Below are 19,675 nucleotides of genomic sequence, written 5' to 3' on the forward strand. Positions count from 1 at the left end.
GGGGCGCGAACTACAAAGTTCGCGCTACTGGCTGCTGCGTGCGGCGTGGCTGAAACGAGCGGCAGGGGAGGTGCAGGAGAAACCCGCGTTTTTTCGGAGCTTGCCGAACATTCCTGTGCTCCGAAACCCGCTTTCCTTGGCTGATTCTCCTGCTGCCGTTCGTTTTGCCATCTGCGGCGTGGGCCACATCGGCCGCCGCCACGCCGCGTTGGTGACGCGCCACGCCGATGCCCAACTGGTAGCCCTCATCGATGCAAACCCCGAAGTCCAGGCTGCCCTGGCCACTGAGTTTCCCGGCGTCCCGTTCTTCGCCTCGCTCGATGACTACCTCGCCCACGGCCCCGCTGCCGACGTGCTGACCATTGCCACGCCCAACGGCCTGCATGCCCCGCAGGCGGTGCGCGGCCTGCGCGCCGGCCTGCACGTGGTGGTAGAAAAGCCACTGGCCCTCAGCAAAGCCGACGCCGAGCAAATTGTGCACAAGGCGCTGCAAACCGGCCGTTTTGTGTTTGGGGTGATGCAGAACCGCTACTCGCCGCCTGCTGCTTGGCTGAAGCAGGTGATGGACGAAGGCCGACTGGGGCAGGTGTATCTGGTGCAGCTCAACTGCTTCTGGAACCGCGACGAGCGGTACTACACGCCCGGCAGTTGGCACGGCACCCAGGCCCTCGACGGCGGCACGCTCTTCACCCAGTTCAGCCATTTCGTGGATTTGCTCTACTGGGTGTTCGGCGACATCACCAATATCTCAGCCCGCTTCCGCGACTTCAACCACGCCGGCCTCACCGAATTCGAGGACAGCGGCCTCGTCACGTTTGACCTGTTGCGCGGCGGTAGCGGCACCCTGCAGTACAGCACCGCCGTCTGGGACCGGAACTTGGAAAGCTCCCTCACGGTGGTGGCCGAGCACGGCAGCCTGCGCCTCGGCGGCCAGTACATGGATAAAGTGGACTACTGCCACCTGCGCGACTACCAGATGCCCGAACTTGCGCCCACCAACCCCGCCAACCAGTACGGCCCCTACCAGGGCTCCGCCGCCAACCACGTCCACGTCATCGATAACGTAGTCGACACCATCCAAAAGCGCGGCGTAGCCACTACCAATGCCCTGGAAGGGTTGAAAGTGGTGGAAATGATTGAGCGGATTTATGCGTTGAAATAATATAGCAGCAAGTATGGTTTATTTTATTGGTGGAATAAGGTTGTTTTATAAAGTTTTATTAATTGAGTGTGTTGTATTTTGCCTGAACATTTCTCTGTTATTTTCAGAAAATGCGTTGGATGCGTTGAATAAATCGAGAGAAAGTATTTCTATCGAGTCATCCTTATTTATTGTATTCTATGGGAGTGTGATAGTGCTTGGGCTGTGGGCGCTCAGCGAACTTGTTTTACCCCGTGAAGTGAGCCTGGTGAGCGGAGGAATGGTCGTCAAAAGAGGGTTCATTGTTGTCGATAGAATATCATATGATTCAATAAGTACTTTAACTTTCGACAAGGCCAATATTGAAAAGAGTCGCGCCGGGTCGCTCAAGAACGATACTGTGGCCAAGGGTGAGAAGGTGCAAATTCAGGCACATAATAAGACGGTTCAGGTTTATTCCTTTCAGATGAACGGGTATGCTGTTTTCAGGCAGAAATTAATTAATCTGTCTGTCAAAGCAAAAACTGTGGGCGCCCGTAAATATTCTGACGATGTGGACTATGGATTTCTATTCGTGGGTGGTTTGTTCGTGCTGGCAATGACTTACATTGTTGTGCTCAAGTAGATACTCATCCTGCTAAATCAACAAACCGCGGTTGAAATCCCCCGACCACCAAGCCCTCCACGACCTGCAGGCCTGGCAGCGCCGGATGCAGCAGCAACCCACTTGGCTGAACCAGATAGCGCGGCGCGTACAGGCGCGGCTGAATGCGTTGCTGCCGGAGAAAGTGCACGTGGCCATTACCGCGGCCATTCAGAAAATGGTGCAGGGCGTGTTGTTCGGGTCCACGCACACCACCCAACGGCCGGTATTAGCGGGCACACTGCAGGAGCGGGAGGCACGGGTGCGGGCGCGCATTCGGGCGTACCGCAACACGGCGGCTCTGGAAGGCGGCGTGACCGGGGCCGGCGGCTTCCTGCTGGGTCTCGCCGATTTTCCGCTGCTGCTGGGCATCAAGCTGAAACTGCTCTTTGATATTGCCGCCCTCTACGGCCACGATGTACGCAGCTTCCCGGAGCGGCTCTACCTGCTGCACATCTTCCAACTGGCCTTCAGCAGCCAGCACACCCGCCGCGAAACCTACCGCCAGCTAGCAGCCTGGCCCGAAACGCAGCAAACCGTTACGGCCGAAACCTTCGACTGGCGCACTTTCCAACAGGAGTACCGCGACTACATCGACCTGGCCAAGCTGGCCCAGCTGGTACCGGTGATTGGGGCGGCCGTGGGCGCCGTGGCCAACTACCGCCTGCTGGCCCAGCTCGGCGAAACGGCCATCATGTGCTACCGCCTGCGCTGGTTTGCCGAGAAGGGCCGGATTGCTGGAGAAGCGGATCCTGCACAGTAAATGTCATTCCGAGCAAAGCGAGGAATCTGAGTAAGCACATGCAACGTCAGCACCCATATTCCTCGCTCCGCTCGGAATGACACAAAAAAACAGCCCTGACGGAAACGTCAGGGCTGTTTTTTTGTAAACTGAAAAGCTTAGCCTTTGGCTTGCTTGCTGCCCTGGTGGGCTTTGCGCTTGGCCATGCGGTCCGACTGCAGTTGGCTGTACTTGGCGTACTGGTCAGCGCTCAGGATTTGCTTGAGTTGGGCATCGTACTGGGCTTTTTTGCCCTTCATGGCCTCATGCTGCTGGCGCTTTGTAGCGGGCGTGGTGCCGGCCTGGGCTTTGTAGGCCTGCATTTCCTGGGCGCGGCTCAGGTGTAGCTGGCGAACCTGCTCAGTCTGGGCGGCGGAGAGGCCGAGCTGCTTGGTGAGAGCCTGAGCGGCGTGGGCGGCGCGCTGCTCAGGCGTTTTGGCGGCCTTGTCGCCTTTCTCGCCCTTCATGCGGTGCTGGCCGTGGGCGGCTTTGGTGGGTAGCGTCTGGGCCGAAACGGCGGCGGCGGAGAACGAGAAAGCGGCGAGGATTACGAGGAACTTCTTCATGGCTATGGTTGGAAAAATTATGGCGGGTGAAAGAAGCCCGCTGCCGTCCGGACTGGCGTTTAGGCTTCTGCAGGGTCATTTGCAACTCCGATGCCAGTTTTCAGTGCCAAGCCCGAAAAAGCGCCTCTTGAAAAATTTAAATTTTCCGGTTAAACCTTCGTTTGCTGGCTCAGTCGCGGGTTTTTATCGGGGCTTATGCTCTGAAAAAGACTGGTTTCAGCACTGGCAGGCAAGGGCCGCTGCCCCGGCTTTGGGTTGGCAGGGGCAGGCTGCTGGAGTGGAAGAAACAATCGCCGGCCGCAACAAAACGTGGCGGTTCGGGCTTTGTACAGTCCGGGTTGCGGGGGCAGCAATCCGGTTTTACCTTTGCCCCATCAATTCTTTCTAGCCCGAAGGATTGTTTTTATACAGAGGCGCTGAGAGACAGGCTCGATGAAGCGTCGGCAACCACCCGGAACCCTCCGGAACGGTGCCAATTCCTGACCATATAAAAACAAGTTGCCGTGGACGCTTCCAACAACCTCCTGCATTCAACCTCCGCTTTTTTGGCTCCGGCTGCCGCGTTGCGGCTGGCGGGCCGGGGCTGTTGTTGCTGTTGTTGTCGGGCGTAGCTAGCCCTTTCTCTGTTTTCGCGGGTACGCACCCGCCGACGTCGCACGTCGGTCGGCTGCTGCGCTAAGCGGCTTCGCGCCCGCACCTCCTCTTTTTCTCGGATTGTCACCCGATGGCCGGGCCGGGCACAGGCTTTGCGCTCCGGTTGGCGGCCTGCGGTGGCTGCTGATTCGCTCGTTGCGCGGTTTGCGGGCGGCGTAATCGGCTAGGCCGGACTTCCGTTCCTGCTTTGTTTTCTCCCGGGAGCCGGTGGCGTTGCGCTGCTGCCGGCGCCGTTTCGTTTTTCATTTTCCGTCTTTTTGCTTCTGACTATGTCATCCCTCCAAAAGCCCATTGGTATCTATTTCGAGCACCCCGAGTGGTTTAAGCCGCTGTTTGCGGAGCTGGACCGCCGCGGCCTGCCCTACGAGAAAATCGACGCCGCCCATCACCTGTTCAACCCCTCGGAAAAGGAGAGCCGCTACAGTCTGGTGGTGAACCGCATGAGCTCGTCGGCGTACCTGCGCGGGCACGGGCAGGGCATCTTCCACACGGCCGGCTTTGCCACGCATTTGGAGCGTATCGGCACGCGCATCATCAACGGCTCGGCGGCCACGGCCATCGAAACGAACAAGGCTCGTCAACTGTCCCTGTTCGAGTTGCTGGGGCTGAAATACCCGGCCTCGCGGGTCATCAACCACGCCTCCCGGGCTGTGGACGCAGCGCGCGAGCTGCGCTTTCCGGTGGTGGTGAAGGTGAACATCGGGGGCAGCGGCGCTGGTATCATCCGCTTCGATACGCCCGAGGGCCTGCAGGCCGCCGTCGACAACAACCAGATCGATCTGGGTATCGACCAGACGGCGCTGGTGCAGGAGTACGTGACGCCCCGCGGCGGCCACATTCACCGCGTGGAAATGCTCAATGGTAAGTTTCTCTACGCCATGAAGGTGTATACCACCGGCGAGAGCTTCAACCTTTGCCCGGCCGAAATCTGCCAGATTCCGGAAGAGCAGTCGGCCGAGTTCTGCCTGACCGAAGCCCCGAAAAAGGGCATCCAGGTGGAAGCCTTCACGCCGCCCGCCGAAGTAATCGAAGCCGTGGAGCGCATTGTGGAGGCCGCCAAAATCGACGTGGGCGGCATCGAGTACCTCATCGACGACCGCACTGGCGACGTGCTGTTCTACGACATCAACGCCCTGTCCAACTTCGTGGCCGACGCCGTGAACGTGGTCGGCTTCGACCCCTACGCCCGCTTCGTGGACTACCTGGAGTCGCAGCTGCCGGTGGCGGCGGTGGCTCAGGAGGAAGTAGCCACGGCGTAGGCCGACGATTCATTCAAGCAAACAATCAGAACGTCATGCTGAGCGAAGGCGCAGCCGCAGTCGAAGCATCTCTACCGCTTCGTTGCAGTAGCAATCTAACGAAGCGGTAGAGATGCTTCGGCAAGCTCAGCATGACGTTCTATCAATCTCAACTCAACGAACCATGAAATTTGGCTATTGGATGCCCATATTCGGGGGCTGGCTGCGCAACGTCGAGGACGAGCAGATGCCCACCGACTGGAGCTACGTAAAGCAGCTGGCCCAGCGCAGCGAGGCCCTGGGCTACGACCTGACGCTGATTGCGGAGCTCTACCTGAACGACATCAAAGGCACCGAGGCGCCCTCGCTGGAGGCCTGGAGCACGGCCGCCGCGCTGGCCGCCGTGACCGAGCAGTTGGAAATTATGGTGGCCGTGCGCCCCACCTTCCACAACCCCGCGCTGCTGGCTAAGCAGGCCGCCAACATCGATTTGATTGCGCCCGGGCGGTTGTCGCTGAACGTGGTGTCGTCGTGGTGGAAGGACGAGGCCACCAAGTACGGCCTGCACTTCGAGCAGCACGACGACCGGTACGCCCGCACCCGCGAGTGGCTGGACGTGGTGACCAACGTGTGGAAGCAGGACCATTTCAGCTACGACGGCAAGTACTACCAAGTGGCCGACAACGTGCTGCAACCCAAGCCCGCCAAAGCCCCGTTCCTGTACGCCGGCGGCGAATCGGAAGCGGCCAAGGACCTGATTTCGACGCAGTGCGACGGCTACGTGATGCACGGCGACTCGCCAGAGCTGATTGGGGCCCGCATTGCCGATATGCGCCGCCGCCGCGAGCAGAAAGGGTTGCCGCCGATGAAATTCGGCGTGGCCGGCTACACCATTGTGCGCGACTCGGAGCAGGACGTGAAAAAGGAGCTGGACCGCATCACCAACGTGAAGGCCTCGGCCTCGGGCTACGGCAACTACCAGCAGTGGCTGGCCGGCACCCAGCTGGAGCAGCAGGTGTCGTTGCAAGACTACTCGGTGTCCAACCGTGGCCTGCGCACCGGCCTGACCGGCACGCCCGCCCAGCTGCAAGACCGGATTGGCGCTTTCGAGGCTGTAGGCGTTGATTTTTTCCTGTTGCAGGCCAGCCCGCAGCTGGAAGAAATGGAGCGTTTCTCCGAATCTGTTATCCAGGTAGTGGCGTAACTTGGTTGCCTGAAATTCGCCTGTCATCCTGAGCTTGCGAAGGATCTTATCACGTCGAAACGAGTCGTCAAAGGATAACTCGAACGTGATAAGGTTCTTCGCAAGCTCAGGATGCCAGATAGGCAAAGCCTGACACAACCCAAAAAATCCTAGCGTCCGACCGGACATATACCCATTTTGCAGTGCGTGCAGCCGCAGCAGCGGCCCGCAGTGTCTCAACACAACTATGCAGGAGACGCCCCGGCCCGGGGCGTCTTTTTCTCCCCTTTCATGATCAGAAAATCACTGGAACTGCTGCGGCAGGAGGCGGCCGAAACCGGCGCCGGAACGCTTAAACGAAGCCTGAACGGCTTCAACCTCATTACCATCGGCATCGGCGTGATTATCGGGGCGGGCCTGTTCTCGCTCACCGGCATTGCCGCCGCTAATAATGCCGGCCCGGCTGTCACGCTCTCGTTTGTAGTGGCGGCGGTGGGCTGCGCCTTTTCGGCGCTGTGCTACGCCGAGTTTGCCTCCATGGTGCCCGTGGCCGGCTCGGCCTACACCTACGCCTACGCCACCATGGGCGAGCTTTTCGCCTGGATTATCGGCTGGGATTTGGTGCTCGAATACTCAGTGGGCGCGGCTACGGTGGCCATCAGCTGGTCGCAATACCTGCTCAAGTTCCTGAGCAAGTACGGCATCATCGTGCCGCCGCAGCTGGTGATGTCGCCGTTTGAAACGGCCACGCTGGCCGATGGCAGCGTGGTGCACGGCTTCGTCAATATTCCGGCCATGCTGATTGTGCTGGCCATTACTATGATTATCATTCGCGGCACGTCGGGCTCGGCGTGGTTTAATGCGCTGGTGGTTACGCTAAAGGTGGCCGTGGTACTAGTGTTTATCGCGCTGGGCTGGCAGTACATCGATCCGGCCAACTACCAACCCTACATTCCGCAGAATACCGGGGTGTTCGGCGAGTTCGGCTGGAGTGGGATTTTGCGCGGGGCAGGCGTGGTGTTCTTCGTGTTCATCGGCTTCGATATCGTGGCCACCATGGCCCAGGAAACCAAGAATCCGCAGCGCAACATGCCCATCGGTATCATCGGCTCATTGCTGATCTGCACCGTGCTGTTCGTGCTGTTCGGGCACGTCATGACCGGTCTGGCCAACTACACCGAATTCAAGAACAGCGCCGCGCCGGTGGCTATTGCCATTGAGAAAACGCCCTACGCCTGGCTGTCGTCGGCCGTGATTCTGGCTATCATCATCGGCTACACTTCCGTGATTCTGGTGGATTTGCTGGGTCAGAGCCGGGTGTTTTTTAGCATGGCAAAAGACGGCCTGCTGCCCCCGGTTTTCGCCCGCATCCACGAGCGGTTCCGTACCCCCCTGCAGTCGAACCTGCTGCTGGGGCTGTTCATTGCGCTGTTTGCCGGCTTCGTGCCCATTTCGGTGGTGGGTGAGATGACGAGCATCGGCACGCTGCTGGCATTCGTGATGGTGTGCATCGGCATCCTGATTATGCGCAAGCGCGAGCCCGACGCCCCGCGCGGGTTCCGCACGCCCTGGGTGCCGCTGGTGCCCATACTGGGCATCCTCACCTGCGTGGTGATGATGCTGGCGCTGCCTTGGGAAACGTGGCTGCGGCTGGCCGTGTGGCTGGCTATCGGTCTGGCCATCTACTTCGGCTATGGTCGCAAGCACAGCAAGCTGGGAAATCCGGGAAAAGCTGATGAGTTGAAGGAAGTATAAACTGAGCCAATATGCCCACTGCAACAGCCGGAGCCGCGAGGTTCCGGCTGTTTGCGTTGCGGGGTGGTTTGCGAAGAAAACCCGGTTAGCGCCGGGTTTTTTCGTATACCCCGGTTATGTCTACTCGTCGCACGTTTCTTTCCTCACTCGCGCTGGCTGCCACGGCGGCCGCGCTGCCTTCTTCGCTTATGGCCATGCCTCTCGCCGCCCGTCCCAAACTGCTGCTGTTCGACGTCAACGAAACCCTGCTGGACCTGAGCAAGCTGCAGATGGCCATCAACCAGGAGTTCAAGTCGGAATTTGCCTTCAAACAGTGGTTTTCGCTGCTGCTGCAATACTCGCTGGTGGATACCACCACGGCCGCCTATCACGATTTCGGGCAGATTGGGGCCGCCGCCCTCGATATGCTGGCGCAGGCCCTCGGCCAGCCCGCTCGCCCCGAAACGCGCAAAAAGGAGCTGCTGGGCTTGATTACCGAGCTGCCGCCGCATCCCGACGTGGTGCCGGCCCTCACGCGCCTGCAAAAAGCCGGATTTCGCATGGCAACGCTAACCAATTCTTCGGGCCCGGCCGTGAAAAAGCAGATAGCCTACGCTGGCCTCAGCAGCTTCTTCGAGCAGTTACTGAGCGTGGATGCCGTGCAGCGCTACAAACCCCACCCCGACACCTACCGCATGGCCTGCCAAACCCTGAAAACCGCCCCCGCCGACACCCTGCTGATTGCGGCTCACGGCTGGGATACGGCTGGGGCCGTGCGTGCCGGCTTGCAGGCAGCCTTCGTGGCGCGCCCCGGACAGGCCCAATACCCGCTGGCCGCCGCCCCCGCCTACACCGGACCTACGATAGGAGATATTGCCCGACAGTTGGGCGCTTAGGCGGCGCTAGTCGGTTGCGTGCGGTTTCGAAGGGGTATATATGGACCTGAATAAACGCGTAGCTTTAAGCGGTTATTCAGGTTTTATTACATGTCATTCGCGGAAACTACTGTGGTGGATATGCTTCCACCAACACCGGCGCGGCCAGCACCGGTGTACCCAACTATCAAGGAAAGCTGGGGCTTTTTGGGGTGGTATCTGCTGGCTTCGCTGGTGGTGGGAGTCCCGACCTTTTTGATAGGGGAAAAGCTGCTCTCGCTGCCGACAGCCGTGGCGCTATTGCTGGTAGCGGCGGGCAGCAATGGTACGCTGCTATGGTTTCTGCGGCGGCGGTACTCAGCCCGCTGGCCCGGTATCAACCTAAACGGACGGGTGCCCGGCTGGTTGGTCGTGGCCTTGCCTGCGTTAGTGCTGGCAGCAGATATGGTGCTCTCACTGATTGATTTGCTGCACCTGCCGGCATTCAGTCCAGACACTTATCAGAAACTGTTGAAACTACCCGCAGTGGCGTTTCTGGTTTTGTGCGTGGCAGCTCCGGTGCTGGAAGAACTATTGCTGCGGGGCGTGCTGCTGCAAGGGTTGCTGCGCAATTTTCCAGGCCGTCCGTGGATAGCTATCGGCCAGTCGGCTCTCATTTTTGGGCTGATGCACGCCAACCCACCGCAGAGCTTGGCGACGTTTGTACTGGGGTTGCTGATGGGCTGGCTGTATTACCGTACCCGCTCACTGTGGCTGTGTATGGGTGTGCACTTCCTCAACAACCTGTTCGCTTTTACGGCTATGCTGGCCACCACCGAAGCTGCAAAGGATGAAGAGATTACGGCTATGTTTGGGGCGCCTTGGATATACGTTACAGTGGTGGCACTAAGCGCCCTCGTACTGGCCGGGCTATTGTGGCGCGTACACAAAACCACTGTTTTGCCGGAAGCAGTTGTTGCAGCGGTTACGCCGCAGATGTTGGAGGTTGTGGCGGCTGCAGATTAGTTCTGGCGGAAGGCATATCAGAAATATGCTTGATAAGGTCATCTCGCCCGAAGGTGGCAACCGTTAAGCGCGGGTTACGAAGTCAGCCGTTTCAGCAGCTTCTGCAGCACCTCGCGCACCTGGGGCTCGGCGTTGGTGAGCAGCAGCAAGCCGCCGTACACGGCCGTCAGCAACGAGGAGCGTAGTAGCATCGTGATGAATAGGGAGTGCACGAATGGCACCAGCCACGCCGCCAAACCGGCCACGGCGGCCAGCAGCAGAATCAGCGGCACGCGCTTATCAAACGGCTGCAGCCCGAAGCTGCGCCACACAAACCAGGTGCGCGCCGTGTTGATGAGCACCATGGCCACGGAAGCGGCCACGGCGGCGCCCGTCAGGCCCATGCGCGGAATCAGCAGCAGGTTCATGAGCACCGTAGCGCCGGCCAGCGAGGCGTTGAATAGCAAATCGTAGCGGTAGCGCGGCGACGTGACGACGATCAGGCCGTTGACGCCGGTAATGCCGTCGAATAGCCGGCCGGCCAGTAGTATCAGTACCGAGGTGGAGCCGGCAGCGTAGGCGGGCTTCATCTGAGCGAAGATGAAGTCGAGGTTGAGGCCGATGCCCAGCGCCAGGTAGCAGCCGAGCAGCGTGTTGAGGCGGGTGGTGCGCTGGTAGAAATCGGCCATGCGGATGTGGTCGTTTTCCTTCCAGTAGTCGGCCAGCAGCGGAAAAGCCACCTTGTAGAGCGCCCGAAACGGCAGCACCAGCGCCGTGCTGATGAAAAACGCCACGCTGTAGATACCTGCCCCGTCGAAGCTCACTTTGGAGCTGACCATCAGCGAATCAATGGTGGTGATGATGACGCCCGACACGTTGCCGAGCAGCGCAAACGCCCCGAAGCTGAGCATCTCGCCGAGCGGCCGTACCCGCAGCGCTGCCCGCGTGGGCCGCAGGTGCAACTCCCCGATGTAGGCCGTGTAGAGTGTCAGCAGTAGGGCAATACTGCTGCTGGCCCCGATGTACCACAGCACATAGCCGTGAAAATCGAGGTAGCCGCCGCCAAACAGTAGCGCCCCGGCCGTAATCAGCAGCCTCAGGATGATTTCCTGCGCAAACGACGAGAAGGCCGTGTGGTAGAGCGACTTCAAGTAGGTATCCTGCAGGTTGAGCAGCAGCGTGAACAAGGCCAGCACCAGCCCCCACACATAGTACTCGCTGATAAAGTCTGCATCATGGCCGTACCAGCTCAGCACCAGTGGCTTACCCGACAGGTACACCGCCCCCACCAGCCCGAAACCCAGCAGCGGCACGCTCAGCAGGAACGGCAGAAACCCCCGGTGCCCGGTTTCGGGGTGCCGGAAATACGGGAAAAACCGGACGCCCATATTCCCAAACCCAAAAGCCGACACCTGCGCAAACATGGTGGCCAGCGCCACCAGCACGCTGGTGAGGCCAATTTGGCGCGGCTCCAGCACTTTGGGCAGCACCAGCACCGTATTCACGAAGCCCAGCGCCAGGCCCGCGTAAGAAATAACCGTATTGCGCAGCCCCTGCCGCCGAACGATACCCAAAGGATGTGATGAGGTGATGGGGTGAAAAGTCTGGAGGCTAAGCATTCGGCTTGTTATGCCCTGTGTTTAGCCTGACAGCTACATCACGGCCTGCCATATGTCTGTGCCGTTGACGAAGGCCGTGTTGCGGCTGCGAAGGTAGTGCATCAGCTCGGCGAACTGGCGCGGGCCGGTGGTGGTGTTGGCCGGGTCGAAGTGGTCGTTGTGCCAGAGCAGCGTGCAGACGCCGCCGAACCGCTCGATTTCCTGGAACATGGGCGTCAGGGCCGGCAGGATTTCGTCGGGGGCCAGCTGCAGGTAGTTGGGGTGGTGCAGCGTGGCATCCATGACGTTGAGCGGAATTTCCAGGAAGTCGAACCGCTTGCCGGTTTGGAAGTCGAATGGCTGGAACGGCAGGCAGTAGGAGTTGCGGAAGCCGTAATGCTCGGCGAAGCCCAGCGTGGAGTCGTACTCAAAAGCCAGATCATCCACTAAAGCCGGCGTGATGCGTGGCTCCCACTGCAGATAGTGGAACCGCACCCCTGGCACATTATCGGGAGTACAGAAACCAATAGATGCTTCCTGCATAAGCTGGCTGGCATTATTGGCAGTGCCGATGCTGGCGTGTAAGCGAATTTCAGCTCCAGCCGCTTCCAGTGCCCGGATACGGGGCAGCACAGTTGTAAGTTTATAATCCGCATTGGGCGTGCCGTTGGCTGCCTTCCGGTGCTCAGGCAGAAACAAATATGTACTCTTCGCCCCGAACTCCGCCACCGTGCGCTGCACCAGCTCCAGGTTGTCCCATGCATCGGGCTGCGTGAAATGCCGCCACAGCTGCCGCCCGAAATCCAGCAGCCGGCCACTCCGAAGAGCGGCTTTGGCCGGTGCCTTCCAGGCGCCGTGCAGGCTGTCGATATCGTGCGTGACGAAGGTGGCGAAGGGCGCGCCGCCTGCCCAGCGGCGCGGCGGCAGCGGCTGGCCCGTGGCGTGCTCCACGGCCGTTTTTAGCACCTCGAAGTAGTAGTTAACGACCGGCACGGTCACGAAGCCGTAGCGGTGCTGCACGCTGGCCGCAAACGGAAAGCGGCCGTGCCGGTCCCGCTCGTCGGAAAAGAACTCCTGCCAGCCGCTAAGCAGATAAAACGCCGCCGACACGACGTCGGCGTTGATGCGCGCCCGGCCGGCCGGCAGCAGCTCCAGTAGCGGCGCTTCTGGGTGCGGGTCGAAGAAGAACGGCAGTTGCTGCCCGTGCCAGTCGCGCCAGATAGGGGCGGCCGGGTAGGGGTTGGTTTCGCTGAAAAAGATGCCGGCAGTCTCGATAATTTCCACCTGCGGCTGCGTGGCGGCATAGCCGATGTCCATCTCTTGTACGCCGTCGTAGGCCTGCCGGAAGTGGTGTAGCACGTATGCCAGCCGGCTTTCGGGCGTGGTGGCAACAACGGGAGGCAACGGCGGCAAAGTATGTAGCATACGCTTTAGCTTGTGCCGGATTGCTGGTGAAAAATAGAGCGGCGTACTGATTTTGGGGCGTGTTTCGGGCACAAGCTAAAGCTTATGCTACATCTTCCAGCCACTTGTCGAGCAGGCGGGCGGCGCGATGCCGGCTGTGGCCCTCGTCGGAGGTGCCCAGGGTGGCATTGTAGTAAGTTGCCCGTTGATATAAATCCAGCGGTTTGTGCTGCTGGTAGCCGCGCAGCAGCGCCGCCAGCTCCGGCAGGGTGGCGGCCCGCGGCACCAGGCCGTGCGCCACGTAGCCGTAGTAGTCGTCGGCCACGGCGTGGGTGCCGAAGCGGAAGTACAGGCTGGCAAGATTCAGCAGCGTGGCTTCGAGGTGGGTGCTGGTGTCGGCCGCAATCAGCGCATCCTGCTGCTGCAGAAACTCAAACACGTTTTGCTGCCGCGCATCCGAAAACAGCAGCTGCGGGTGCTGCTGGCGCAGAAACGAGAAGTCGCGCGGGTCGCCAGGGTGGGGGCGGAAGGTGAAGGTGAGGGCCGGGAACTCGCGCAGCAGGTAGGCCAGCGTTTCCCGGATGGCCTCAGTGTTATCAAGCGTGTTGCAGGCCACGCCCACGCGCCGCACGGCCGGGCGCTGGTTTTTCTGACCAAGAAACGCGTCGGCTTTGGGCATGCCCACCAGCTCCACCTGGCCCCGCACGGGGCCGCACTGCCGGTACTTGTCCAGCGCATCCTGGCCTTCCAGCAAGCTCAGGTCGAAGCCCAGGGGCGGGAAGTTGGTGCTCACGCTGGCGTGCTGCACATAAGCCGTGGGCACGCCTTCAGCGTGGCAGGCCAGTAATAGAGCGCGGGCGTCGTCGTTGTGGTCGTTGGCAAACACCACGGCCCGTGGCCGGTAGTGACGCAGGGCCCGCCGGTACACCTCGTAGTAGCCGATGGCGTTGAAAATCAAATCAAAAAACCGCCAGGCCCGCTCGCCCTCCGTGCGCCGCAGCGCCCGGTACACGCCCGGCAGCTGCCCGTAGTACAGTAGCTTGCGCCGCAATGACAGCCGGTTCACCTGCCCATTGTAGCGCCCGATTTCCTTGCTCTGCCCGGCCACCAGCACGGCATCGGGCCGGGCTTCGCGTAAAAAATGCAGGGCGTCGTAGTTGTTCTGGCTTACCGTGTAGAGCCACACTTTGCCGCGCAACTCATCTGGGTTTCGCACCTTATGTAGCATGTTGCCGACAAGCCGCAGTCCAGCATATCCAGCCACTTTCAGCAGCCGCTTCCACGGGCTGGCCGGCGAAATGGGTTCCAGCATGCGGGCCGGTAGCGCTGCAAACAGCGGCGTAAACCGTAGCTGCAATATGTCGCGCAGGCGGGCAGCGGGGGTGGGCGGAAGGGCAGCTTCGGGCATGGCTGGGGCTACAGCGCTTCCCAGGTGAGCGGGGTGCCGGCGTGCAGGTCCTGGCGGGCCGGCTTGCCCAGCAGCTGGTCGTAGTAGCGCGGGGGCAGGCCGTCGCCGGGGCGTACTACGCGCAGATTTTGCGCCGTGAATAGCTCGCCGGCCCGGATATCCTGCGCCACGTAGAGGCTGCGCTTGTAGAGGCGGCTTTTCTCTTCGGCGCGCTGCACGCCGTACTGAATCTGACCCAGGGCCTGCCAGGCGCGCTCGGTTTCGGTTACCAGCTGCGCCACTTCCTCGGGCTCCAGCGAGAAGGCTGAGTCCACGCCGCCGTCGGCGCGGCGCAGCGTCACGTGCTTTTCCACCACGCAGGCCCCCAGAGCTACGGCCGCTACGGCCGCACCCACGCCGGCGGTGTGGTCGGAGAGGCCCACCAAGGCATCGGGGAAGAGCTGCTGGAAGTGGGGCAGCGTACGCAGGTTGGTGTTCTGGGGCGTGGCGGGGTAGGTGCTGGTGCACTTGAGCAGCACCAGCTCGCGGCAGCCGGCCTCGCGTAGCACCTGCACGGCCTCGGCCACCTCGGCCAGTGTGCTGGCCCCGGTGCTCATAATCACGGGCTTGCCGGTGGCGGCCACCCGGCGCAGCAGCGGCCAGTCGGTATTCTCAAACGAGGCAATCTTGTAGACCGGCACATCGAGGGTTTCCAGAAAATCGACGGCGGTTTCATCGAAAGGCGAGCTAAAAGCCAGCATGCCGTGCTGCCGGGCGCGGTCAAACAGCGGCTTGTGCCACTCCCAGGGCGTATGGGCCTCCTGGTATAACTCGTGCAGCTCGCGGCCGAACCACAGCGAGTTGGGGTCGTCGATGCGGTAGGCGCCGGGCAGCGTCATGGTATCGGCGGTGTAGGTCTGGAGCTTGATGGCGTGGGCGCCGGCGGCCGCCATAGCATCCACGATGGCCAGGCCACGATTGAGGTCCTGGTTGTGGTTGCCGCTGAGCTCGGCAATGATGAGCGGTGGCTGATCGGGGCCCACGAGGCGGGAGCCAAAGGAAATCGTCATGCCGCAAAACTACGAAGCCTATAGCTGGCTAACCGTAGCTTTCTTCGCTGGTCGGCTGCAGGTCGTCGGAATCCAGTAGCGGGGCCGCACCGCCTAGTTGTGTCACCTGCTGAAACAGTTGCATCTCCTGCTCTGAGCGATGCACATATTGCACCACGCGGATAGTGAGGTAGGCTGATATGATGCTGAAGACGCAGGACATGATGTTGAGCGCCGCTGCATTTTGCAGGGTATACATGGTCACATCATCTGCCGTGTTCTTACTGGCGGCATTGGTAATCACACTATGCACCAGATATGCCGCCCACCACCATCCTACCAGAGTGTGGTCTTTGGTGCGGCCTGCCATATCGTTGGTGTCGTGCCATATTTCTTTCATGATGGTGTAAGGCCGCACCAGATTCAGAAATGGTACAAACCAGGCACCTACAGCCCATCCATCCGTGTGTTCCGGCCAGCGCCCGGCCAGGCGCAGGTTAAGATAAGCCCGCCGAAACCATTGCAAAAAGAAGACGGTGGCCAGCACCATTATAGCTACATACACTATTTCCAGTAGCCCATGCAACAGAACAAGCACTGGCGCAAAGCTGTCTGAACTGGTGATATCGAGACCGGCCGGGAGCGTGGTGTAGATAAAATTGGTGAGGATTAGAATGGCATTTATTGCAATGATGACCCAGAACAGCAAGAGCGTCTGGCGGGCCCGTTGAGTATTATCACGCACCATAAAGAGGAAAGAATATACGCGTCAAAAATTATCGGTTAACCATTCAAATGTAAGTGGAGAGCTCAGATTTTCAGAGTCTACCCGCGTAATTATTCGCTGAAACCCAGTCCGCTCAAATGCCTTCACCGACGCTACGTTGGCGGCCTGCACATGCCCCACCACCTGCCGAACCCCGCCAAATGCCTGCGCCAGCGCCCGAGTGCCAGCCAGCAGCAGCAAAGGCGCAAGCCCCCGGCCCCGGAACCGAGCATCGAGCAAGTAGCTGAGCGTGGCACGGGCTTCCTCCACCTGAAACCGGATCAGGCCCAGAGGCTGGCCGCTGGCGGCGTCTTCGGCCAGTAGCAGCAGACTGTTGGGGTCCCGGAGGCGGGCAGCCAGCCACAGCTCGTGCATAGCCTGCGCCACCGGCTGCGGGTTGAAGGAAAACTGCCGTACGGTGGGGTCGTTGGTCCAGGCCAGCAGCTGCGCGGAATCGGCAGCTACTACCGGGCGCAGCAGGAACGGCGGCGCCGGCAGCTCCAGCGCCCGGAACTCCTGGCGCAGCCGCACCGGCGCCAGCCCATCGAACACTCGGCGCTGCGCCTGGCGCAACTGGCGGATCAGGCGGTCGGCCTCGGGGCTGGTCAGCACGTTGGGGGCGCTGGGGTAGGGCAGGGCCAGGCCAGCTTCCAGCAGAAAGTGGTTGATGTCGTGCTGGTTGTCGGCCACGGGCAGCAGCAGCAGCAGGCCGCTCCCGGCCGCGCAGTACTCGTAGCTGATGGTGCTGGGCGAGCACACGGCCGCGCCGCAGCGGCGCATCAGCGCCACCAGCTCCGGGGCCGGCAGGCTGTGGTGCAGCGTCAGGCGTGGCTGCTGGTCGGCCCAGGTTTGCAGGGCTTCCCGGCCGCTATAGGCGCTGCCCACCACGGCGTGCACCTGCGCCACGTTGGGCAGCGCCAGTAGGGCGGCGGCTACGTGGCGGGTCTGGTGGGTGGGGTCAGCGCCGCCCAAGCACACCAGCACCGACGTGTGGGAGGCCTCAGAGGCAGGCTGCCGGGCGGCTTCGCGGAAGGCGCTGCGCAGCGGCGCGAAAGCCGGGCCGGCCAGCAGCCGGGCGCCGGGCTGGCGCATCTGGTACTGGTTGAGCTGCACGCCGCCGGCCGGGTTCAGCACCAAGTCGGCTGCCAGCGGAAAGCCGTGCAGATCATCCACATACACCAGCCGGGCCACTGCCCCGCGCACCGTGTTCTGGTAGTCGTAGCGGAAATCGTAGCCATCGAGTACCAGCACATCGGTGGCGCGCAATACGTGGCGCACCAGATGGGCCGCTTCCTCGGGCTGCGGCTGGGTAGGCAGCGCCACCACGCGCAGGCCGGCGGCCGCCAGTTGCTGCGCCAGCGCCTCATCCGGCTCCCGAATCAGAAACAGTTGCTCGGCAAAGTCCGGCCGCAGAATCTCAGCCAGCGCCAGCAGGCGCATCACGTGGCCCAGCCCGATGCGGGAGTTGCCGTCAGCGCGTAGCACAAGGCGGGGAGGAGCCATCAGAGCTTTTTCTGTTCGATATGGGCGTTGAGCGCCACCAGTTCAGGGTGCGCGTCCAATAGCGCAATCAGACCATCGGTGGGCAGCGTGGCAGCGTCGTAGTTCTCTATCAGTTGCCGGATCAGCTCGAAATCATCGGCCGTATCCACTGTGAGACGGTAGGCGCTGCGGTCTTCGGCGCGCCGCACGTGCCGGAACTGCACCCGCCCCGAGCGGTTCTGATGGATATAGGGTGTCACATGCTCGCGGTCGGAGGGCAGCGTGGCCTGCGCGGCGGCCTCTTCCAGCAGCTCCCGCGAAAATACCTCGAAGTCGAAACCGCGCGGAAACGTGCGCTCCAGCACATTCGACAGGTACAGGCGCGGGTTGTCAGCGGCTAAGTAAGTCCGCACGGCGTCGGCTACCAGCGCTCCGTCTAGTAGCGGGCAGTCGGACGTCACGCGCACTATCACATCCAGGTTATGGGCGGCGGCGCACTGCTGGTAGCGGGCCAGCACGTCGTCCTCGGGGCCGCGGGTGCAGGGCAGCTGGTGGGCGGCCCCGAATTCGGCCAGCACGTCGTCGGTGGCGTTGGTGGTAGTGGCCAGGTACAGCGGCAGGCCGCTGGCCTGCAGGCGCAGCACATGGTGCAGCAGCAGCGGCTGGCCGGCCATGGGCCGCAACACCTTGCCCGGCAGCCGGGTGCTGGTCATGCGGGCCTGCGAGATGATGCCGACGTTTTTCAAAAGAGGTAATGAAGTGATGAGGTAATCAGGTAATGAGGCCCGTCTGTTATCCTGAACTTGCGAAGGACCTTGTCAGACTGAAGCCATTGACAATGAGCCGTTCATTGAAACGCTCAAGGTGGTAAGGTCCTTCGCTCTGCTCAGGATGACAAAGAGCTACCCCGCCACAAATTCCCGGATGCAGTCGATGACGTACTGCTGCTCGTCGTCGGTGAGGCTCGGGAACAGCGGGATGCTGAGGCAGTGGGCGTAGTAGGCTTCGGCCAGCGGGAAGTCGCCGGGCTGCCAGCCCAGGCCCTGGTAGTAGGGCATAGTGTGCACCGGAATGTAGTGCACCTGCGCAAAGATTTCCCGGGTTCGGAGAAAGTCGTAGAGGCCTTTGCGGTCGGGCACCTGAATCACGTAGAGGTGGTAGGCGTGGCCGGGCGTGCAAGCTAGCGGCCGCACAGCGGGCAGGTCGGCAAAGGCGGCATCGTAGCGGGCGGCCAACTGGCGGCGGCGGGCCAGGCCCTCGTCGGCGCGGGTCAGCTGGCTGATGCCCAGCGCGCAGAGCATGTCGGGCATCCGGTAGTTGTAGCCCAGCTCCTGCATTTCCATGTACCAGCCGCCGTCGTTGCGCTGCATCTGGGCGGGGTCTTTGGTGATGCCGTGGGTGCGCAGCTTAAGTAGCTCCCGGTACAGGTCTTCGCGGTTGGTGGTAATCATGCCGCCCTCGCCGGTAGCAATGTGCTTGACGGGGTGGAAGCTGAAAATGGCCAGATCAGCAAACTGCCCGTTTCCGCAGCGCTGCTCCCGGCCCTGCAAGTCCGTGAAGAAGCCGCCAGGTGAGTGGCAGGAGTCTTCTATCATCCACAGGCCAAACTCGTCGCAGAGTTGGCGGGCGGCTTCCAGGTTCACGGGCAAGCCAGCAAAATCCACCGGAATCAGGCCGTGGAAGTGGCCCCGGGGGTAGCTTTCCAGCAGCCGGCGCACCTGTTGCAAGTCAATCAGGGCCGTGGCCGGGTCAATGTCGGCGAAGTGCACCTCGCCGCCGCAGTAGCGCACGCAGTTGGCCGACGCCGCGAAGGTGATGGGCGTGGTGATGACCCGCTGGCCGGGCTGCACGCCCAGCGCCAGCGCGCACAGGTGCAGCGCCGCCGTGCCGTTGCTCACGGCCACCGCGTACCGGGCGCCCATGTAGGCGGCAAACTTTTCCTCGAACTCCGCCACTTTCGGCCCCTGCGTGAGGTAGTCAGAGTGCAGGGTTTCCACCACGGCCCGCACGTCGTCGTCGGTGATGTGCTGGCGGCCGTAGGCGATGGGGCGGGTGGGCTGGAAAACAGGAACACTCATAGACTTCAAAAGTACAGGACGGGCTGTAAAGTTTGGCCCTGAAATGCCACCGCCGCTTCCTAAATCAGGAAGCGGCAGTGGCATTTATATATAGTGCCAAAAAACATTGCAT

17 protein-coding genes and 1 riboswitch are annotated in these 19,675 nt (G+C 61.4%); of the genes, 8 read left to right on the plus strand and 9 right to left on the minus strand.

The features are described 5' to 3' along the window. Positions 1–136 precede the first annotated feature (136 nt). From O3303_RS03490 to O3303_RS03500, 3 genes are read left to right on the plus strand one after another with little or no spacing between them, the layout of a single operon-like run. Positions 137–1,162 carry a Gfo/Idh/MocA family protein gene (locus tag O3303_RS03490; RefSeq protein ID WP_269560679.1) on the plus strand — a complete coding sequence of 342 codons (1,026 nt, stop codon included), beginning with the start codon at positions 137–139 and terminating at the stop codon, positions 1,160–1,162. A 13-nt stretch (positions 1,163–1,175) separates the two neighbouring features. Further along, positions 1,176–1,766, plus strand: a complete 591-nt coding sequence (locus O3303_RS03495; protein WP_269560680.1) for a hypothetical protein — start codon at positions 1,176–1,178, stop codon at positions 1,764–1,766. A gap of 31 nt (positions 1,767–1,797) precedes the next feature. Then, entirely contained in the window at positions 1,798–2,547 is a 750-nt protein-coding gene (locus O3303_RS03500) for an EcsC family protein (RefSeq protein WP_269560681.1), read from the plus strand. A 137-nt stretch (positions 2,548–2,684) separates the two neighbouring features. Here O3303_RS03500 and O3303_RS03505 read toward each other — a convergent pair whose 3' ends face one another. Further along, positions 2,685–3,131 carry a DUF4890 domain-containing protein gene (locus O3303_RS03505; protein WP_269560682.1) on the minus strand — a complete coding sequence of 149 codons (447 nt, stop codon included), beginning with the start codon at positions 3,129–3,131 and terminating at the stop codon, positions 2,685–2,687. Positions 3,132–3,531: 400 nt separating this feature from the next. After that, positions 3,532–3,625: riboswitch (SAM riboswitch) on the plus strand. 429 nt (positions 3,626–4,054) lie between these two features. On the opposite strand from O3303_RS03505, the gene O3303_RS03510 reads away from it, so the two are divergent. From O3303_RS03510 to O3303_RS03530, 5 genes are all read left to right on the plus strand, one after another. After that, complete coding sequence (locus O3303_RS03510) at positions 4,055–5,044, plus strand: ATP-grasp domain-containing protein (protein WP_269560683.1); 990 nt, start codon at positions 4,055–4,057, stop codon at positions 5,042–5,044. Positions 5,045–5,207: 163 nt separating this feature from the next. Then, complete coding sequence (locus O3303_RS03515; protein WP_269560684.1) at positions 5,208–6,227, plus strand: LLM class flavin-dependent oxidoreductase; 1,020 nt, start codon at positions 5,208–5,210, stop codon at positions 6,225–6,227. Between the two features lie 270 nt (positions 6,228–6,497). Beyond that, positions 6,498–7,961, plus strand: coding sequence for an amino acid permease (locus tag O3303_RS03520; protein WP_269560685.1), 1,464 nt, complete (start codon positions 6,498–6,500; stop codon positions 7,959–7,961). Positions 7,962–8,077: 116 nt separating this feature from the next. Beyond that, positions 8,078–8,836, plus strand: coding sequence for a haloacid dehalogenase type II (locus O3303_RS03525; protein WP_269560686.1), 759 nt, complete (start codon positions 8,078–8,080; stop codon positions 8,834–8,836). 372 nt (positions 8,837–9,208) lie between these two features. Further along, the gene (locus tag O3303_RS03530) at positions 9,209–9,820 is read left to right on the plus strand and encodes a CPBP family intramembrane glutamic endopeptidase (protein WP_269560687.1); all 612 of its coding nucleotides are present in this window, start codon (positions 9,209–9,211) and stop codon (positions 9,818–9,820) included. A 74-nt stretch (positions 9,821–9,894) separates the two neighbouring features. On the opposite strand, the gene O3303_RS03535 is transcribed toward O3303_RS03530, so the two are convergent. From O3303_RS03535 to pseC, 8 genes are all read right to left on the minus strand, one after another. Further along, a complete protein-coding gene (locus tag O3303_RS03535; protein ID WP_269560688.1) occupies positions 9,895–11,373 on the minus strand; it encodes a lipopolysaccharide biosynthesis protein in 1,479 nt (492 codons plus the stop codon). Positions 11,374–11,451: 78 nt separating this feature from the next. Beyond that, positions 11,452–12,822 carry a DUF7033 domain-containing protein gene (locus tag O3303_RS03540; RefSeq protein ID WP_269560689.1) on the minus strand — a complete coding sequence of 457 codons (1,371 nt, stop codon included), beginning with the start codon at positions 12,820–12,822 and terminating at the stop codon, positions 11,452–11,454. Between the two features lie 82 nt (positions 12,823–12,904). Continuing rightward, complete coding sequence (locus O3303_RS03545) at positions 12,905–14,209, minus strand: glycosyltransferase family protein (protein WP_269560690.1); 1,305 nt, start codon at positions 14,207–14,209, stop codon at positions 12,905–12,907. An 8-nt stretch (positions 14,210–14,217) separates the two neighbouring features. Continuing rightward, complete coding sequence (gene pseI, locus O3303_RS03550) at positions 14,218–15,258, minus strand: pseudaminic acid synthase (protein ID WP_269560691.1); 1,041 nt, start codon at positions 15,256–15,258, stop codon at positions 14,218–14,220. Between the two features lie 28 nt (positions 15,259–15,286). Then, entirely contained in the window at positions 15,287–15,985 is a 699-nt protein-coding gene (locus tag O3303_RS03555; RefSeq protein ID WP_269560692.1) for a DUF4328 domain-containing protein, read from the minus strand. Between the two features lie 21 nt (positions 15,986–16,006). After that, on the minus strand, positions 16,007–17,506 hold the full coding sequence (pseG, locus tag O3303_RS03560) for a UDP-2,4-diacetamido-2,4,6-trideoxy-beta-L-altropyranose hydrolase (RefSeq protein WP_269560693.1): 1,500 nt from the start codon (positions 17,504–17,506) through the stop codon (positions 16,007–16,009). Beyond that, entirely contained in the window at positions 17,506–18,231 is a 726-nt protein-coding gene (locus O3303_RS03565; protein ID WP_269560694.1) for a glycosyltransferase family protein, read from the minus strand. The genes pseG and O3303_RS03565 overlap by 1 nt, the downstream gene beginning before the upstream one ends. A gap of 156 nt (positions 18,232–18,387) precedes the next feature. Then, positions 18,388–19,563, minus strand: coding sequence for a UDP-4-amino-4,6-dideoxy-N-acetyl-beta-L-altrosamine transaminase (gene pseC / locus O3303_RS03570; RefSeq protein ID WP_269560695.1), 1,176 nt, complete (start codon positions 19,561–19,563; stop codon positions 18,388–18,390). Positions 19,564–19,675 lie beyond the last annotated feature (112 nt).

The organism is Hymenobacter canadensis (assembly GCF_027359925.1).
GTDB classification, from domain to species: Bacteria; Bacteroidota; Bacteroidia; order Cytophagales; family Hymenobacteraceae; genus Hymenobacter; species Hymenobacter canadensis.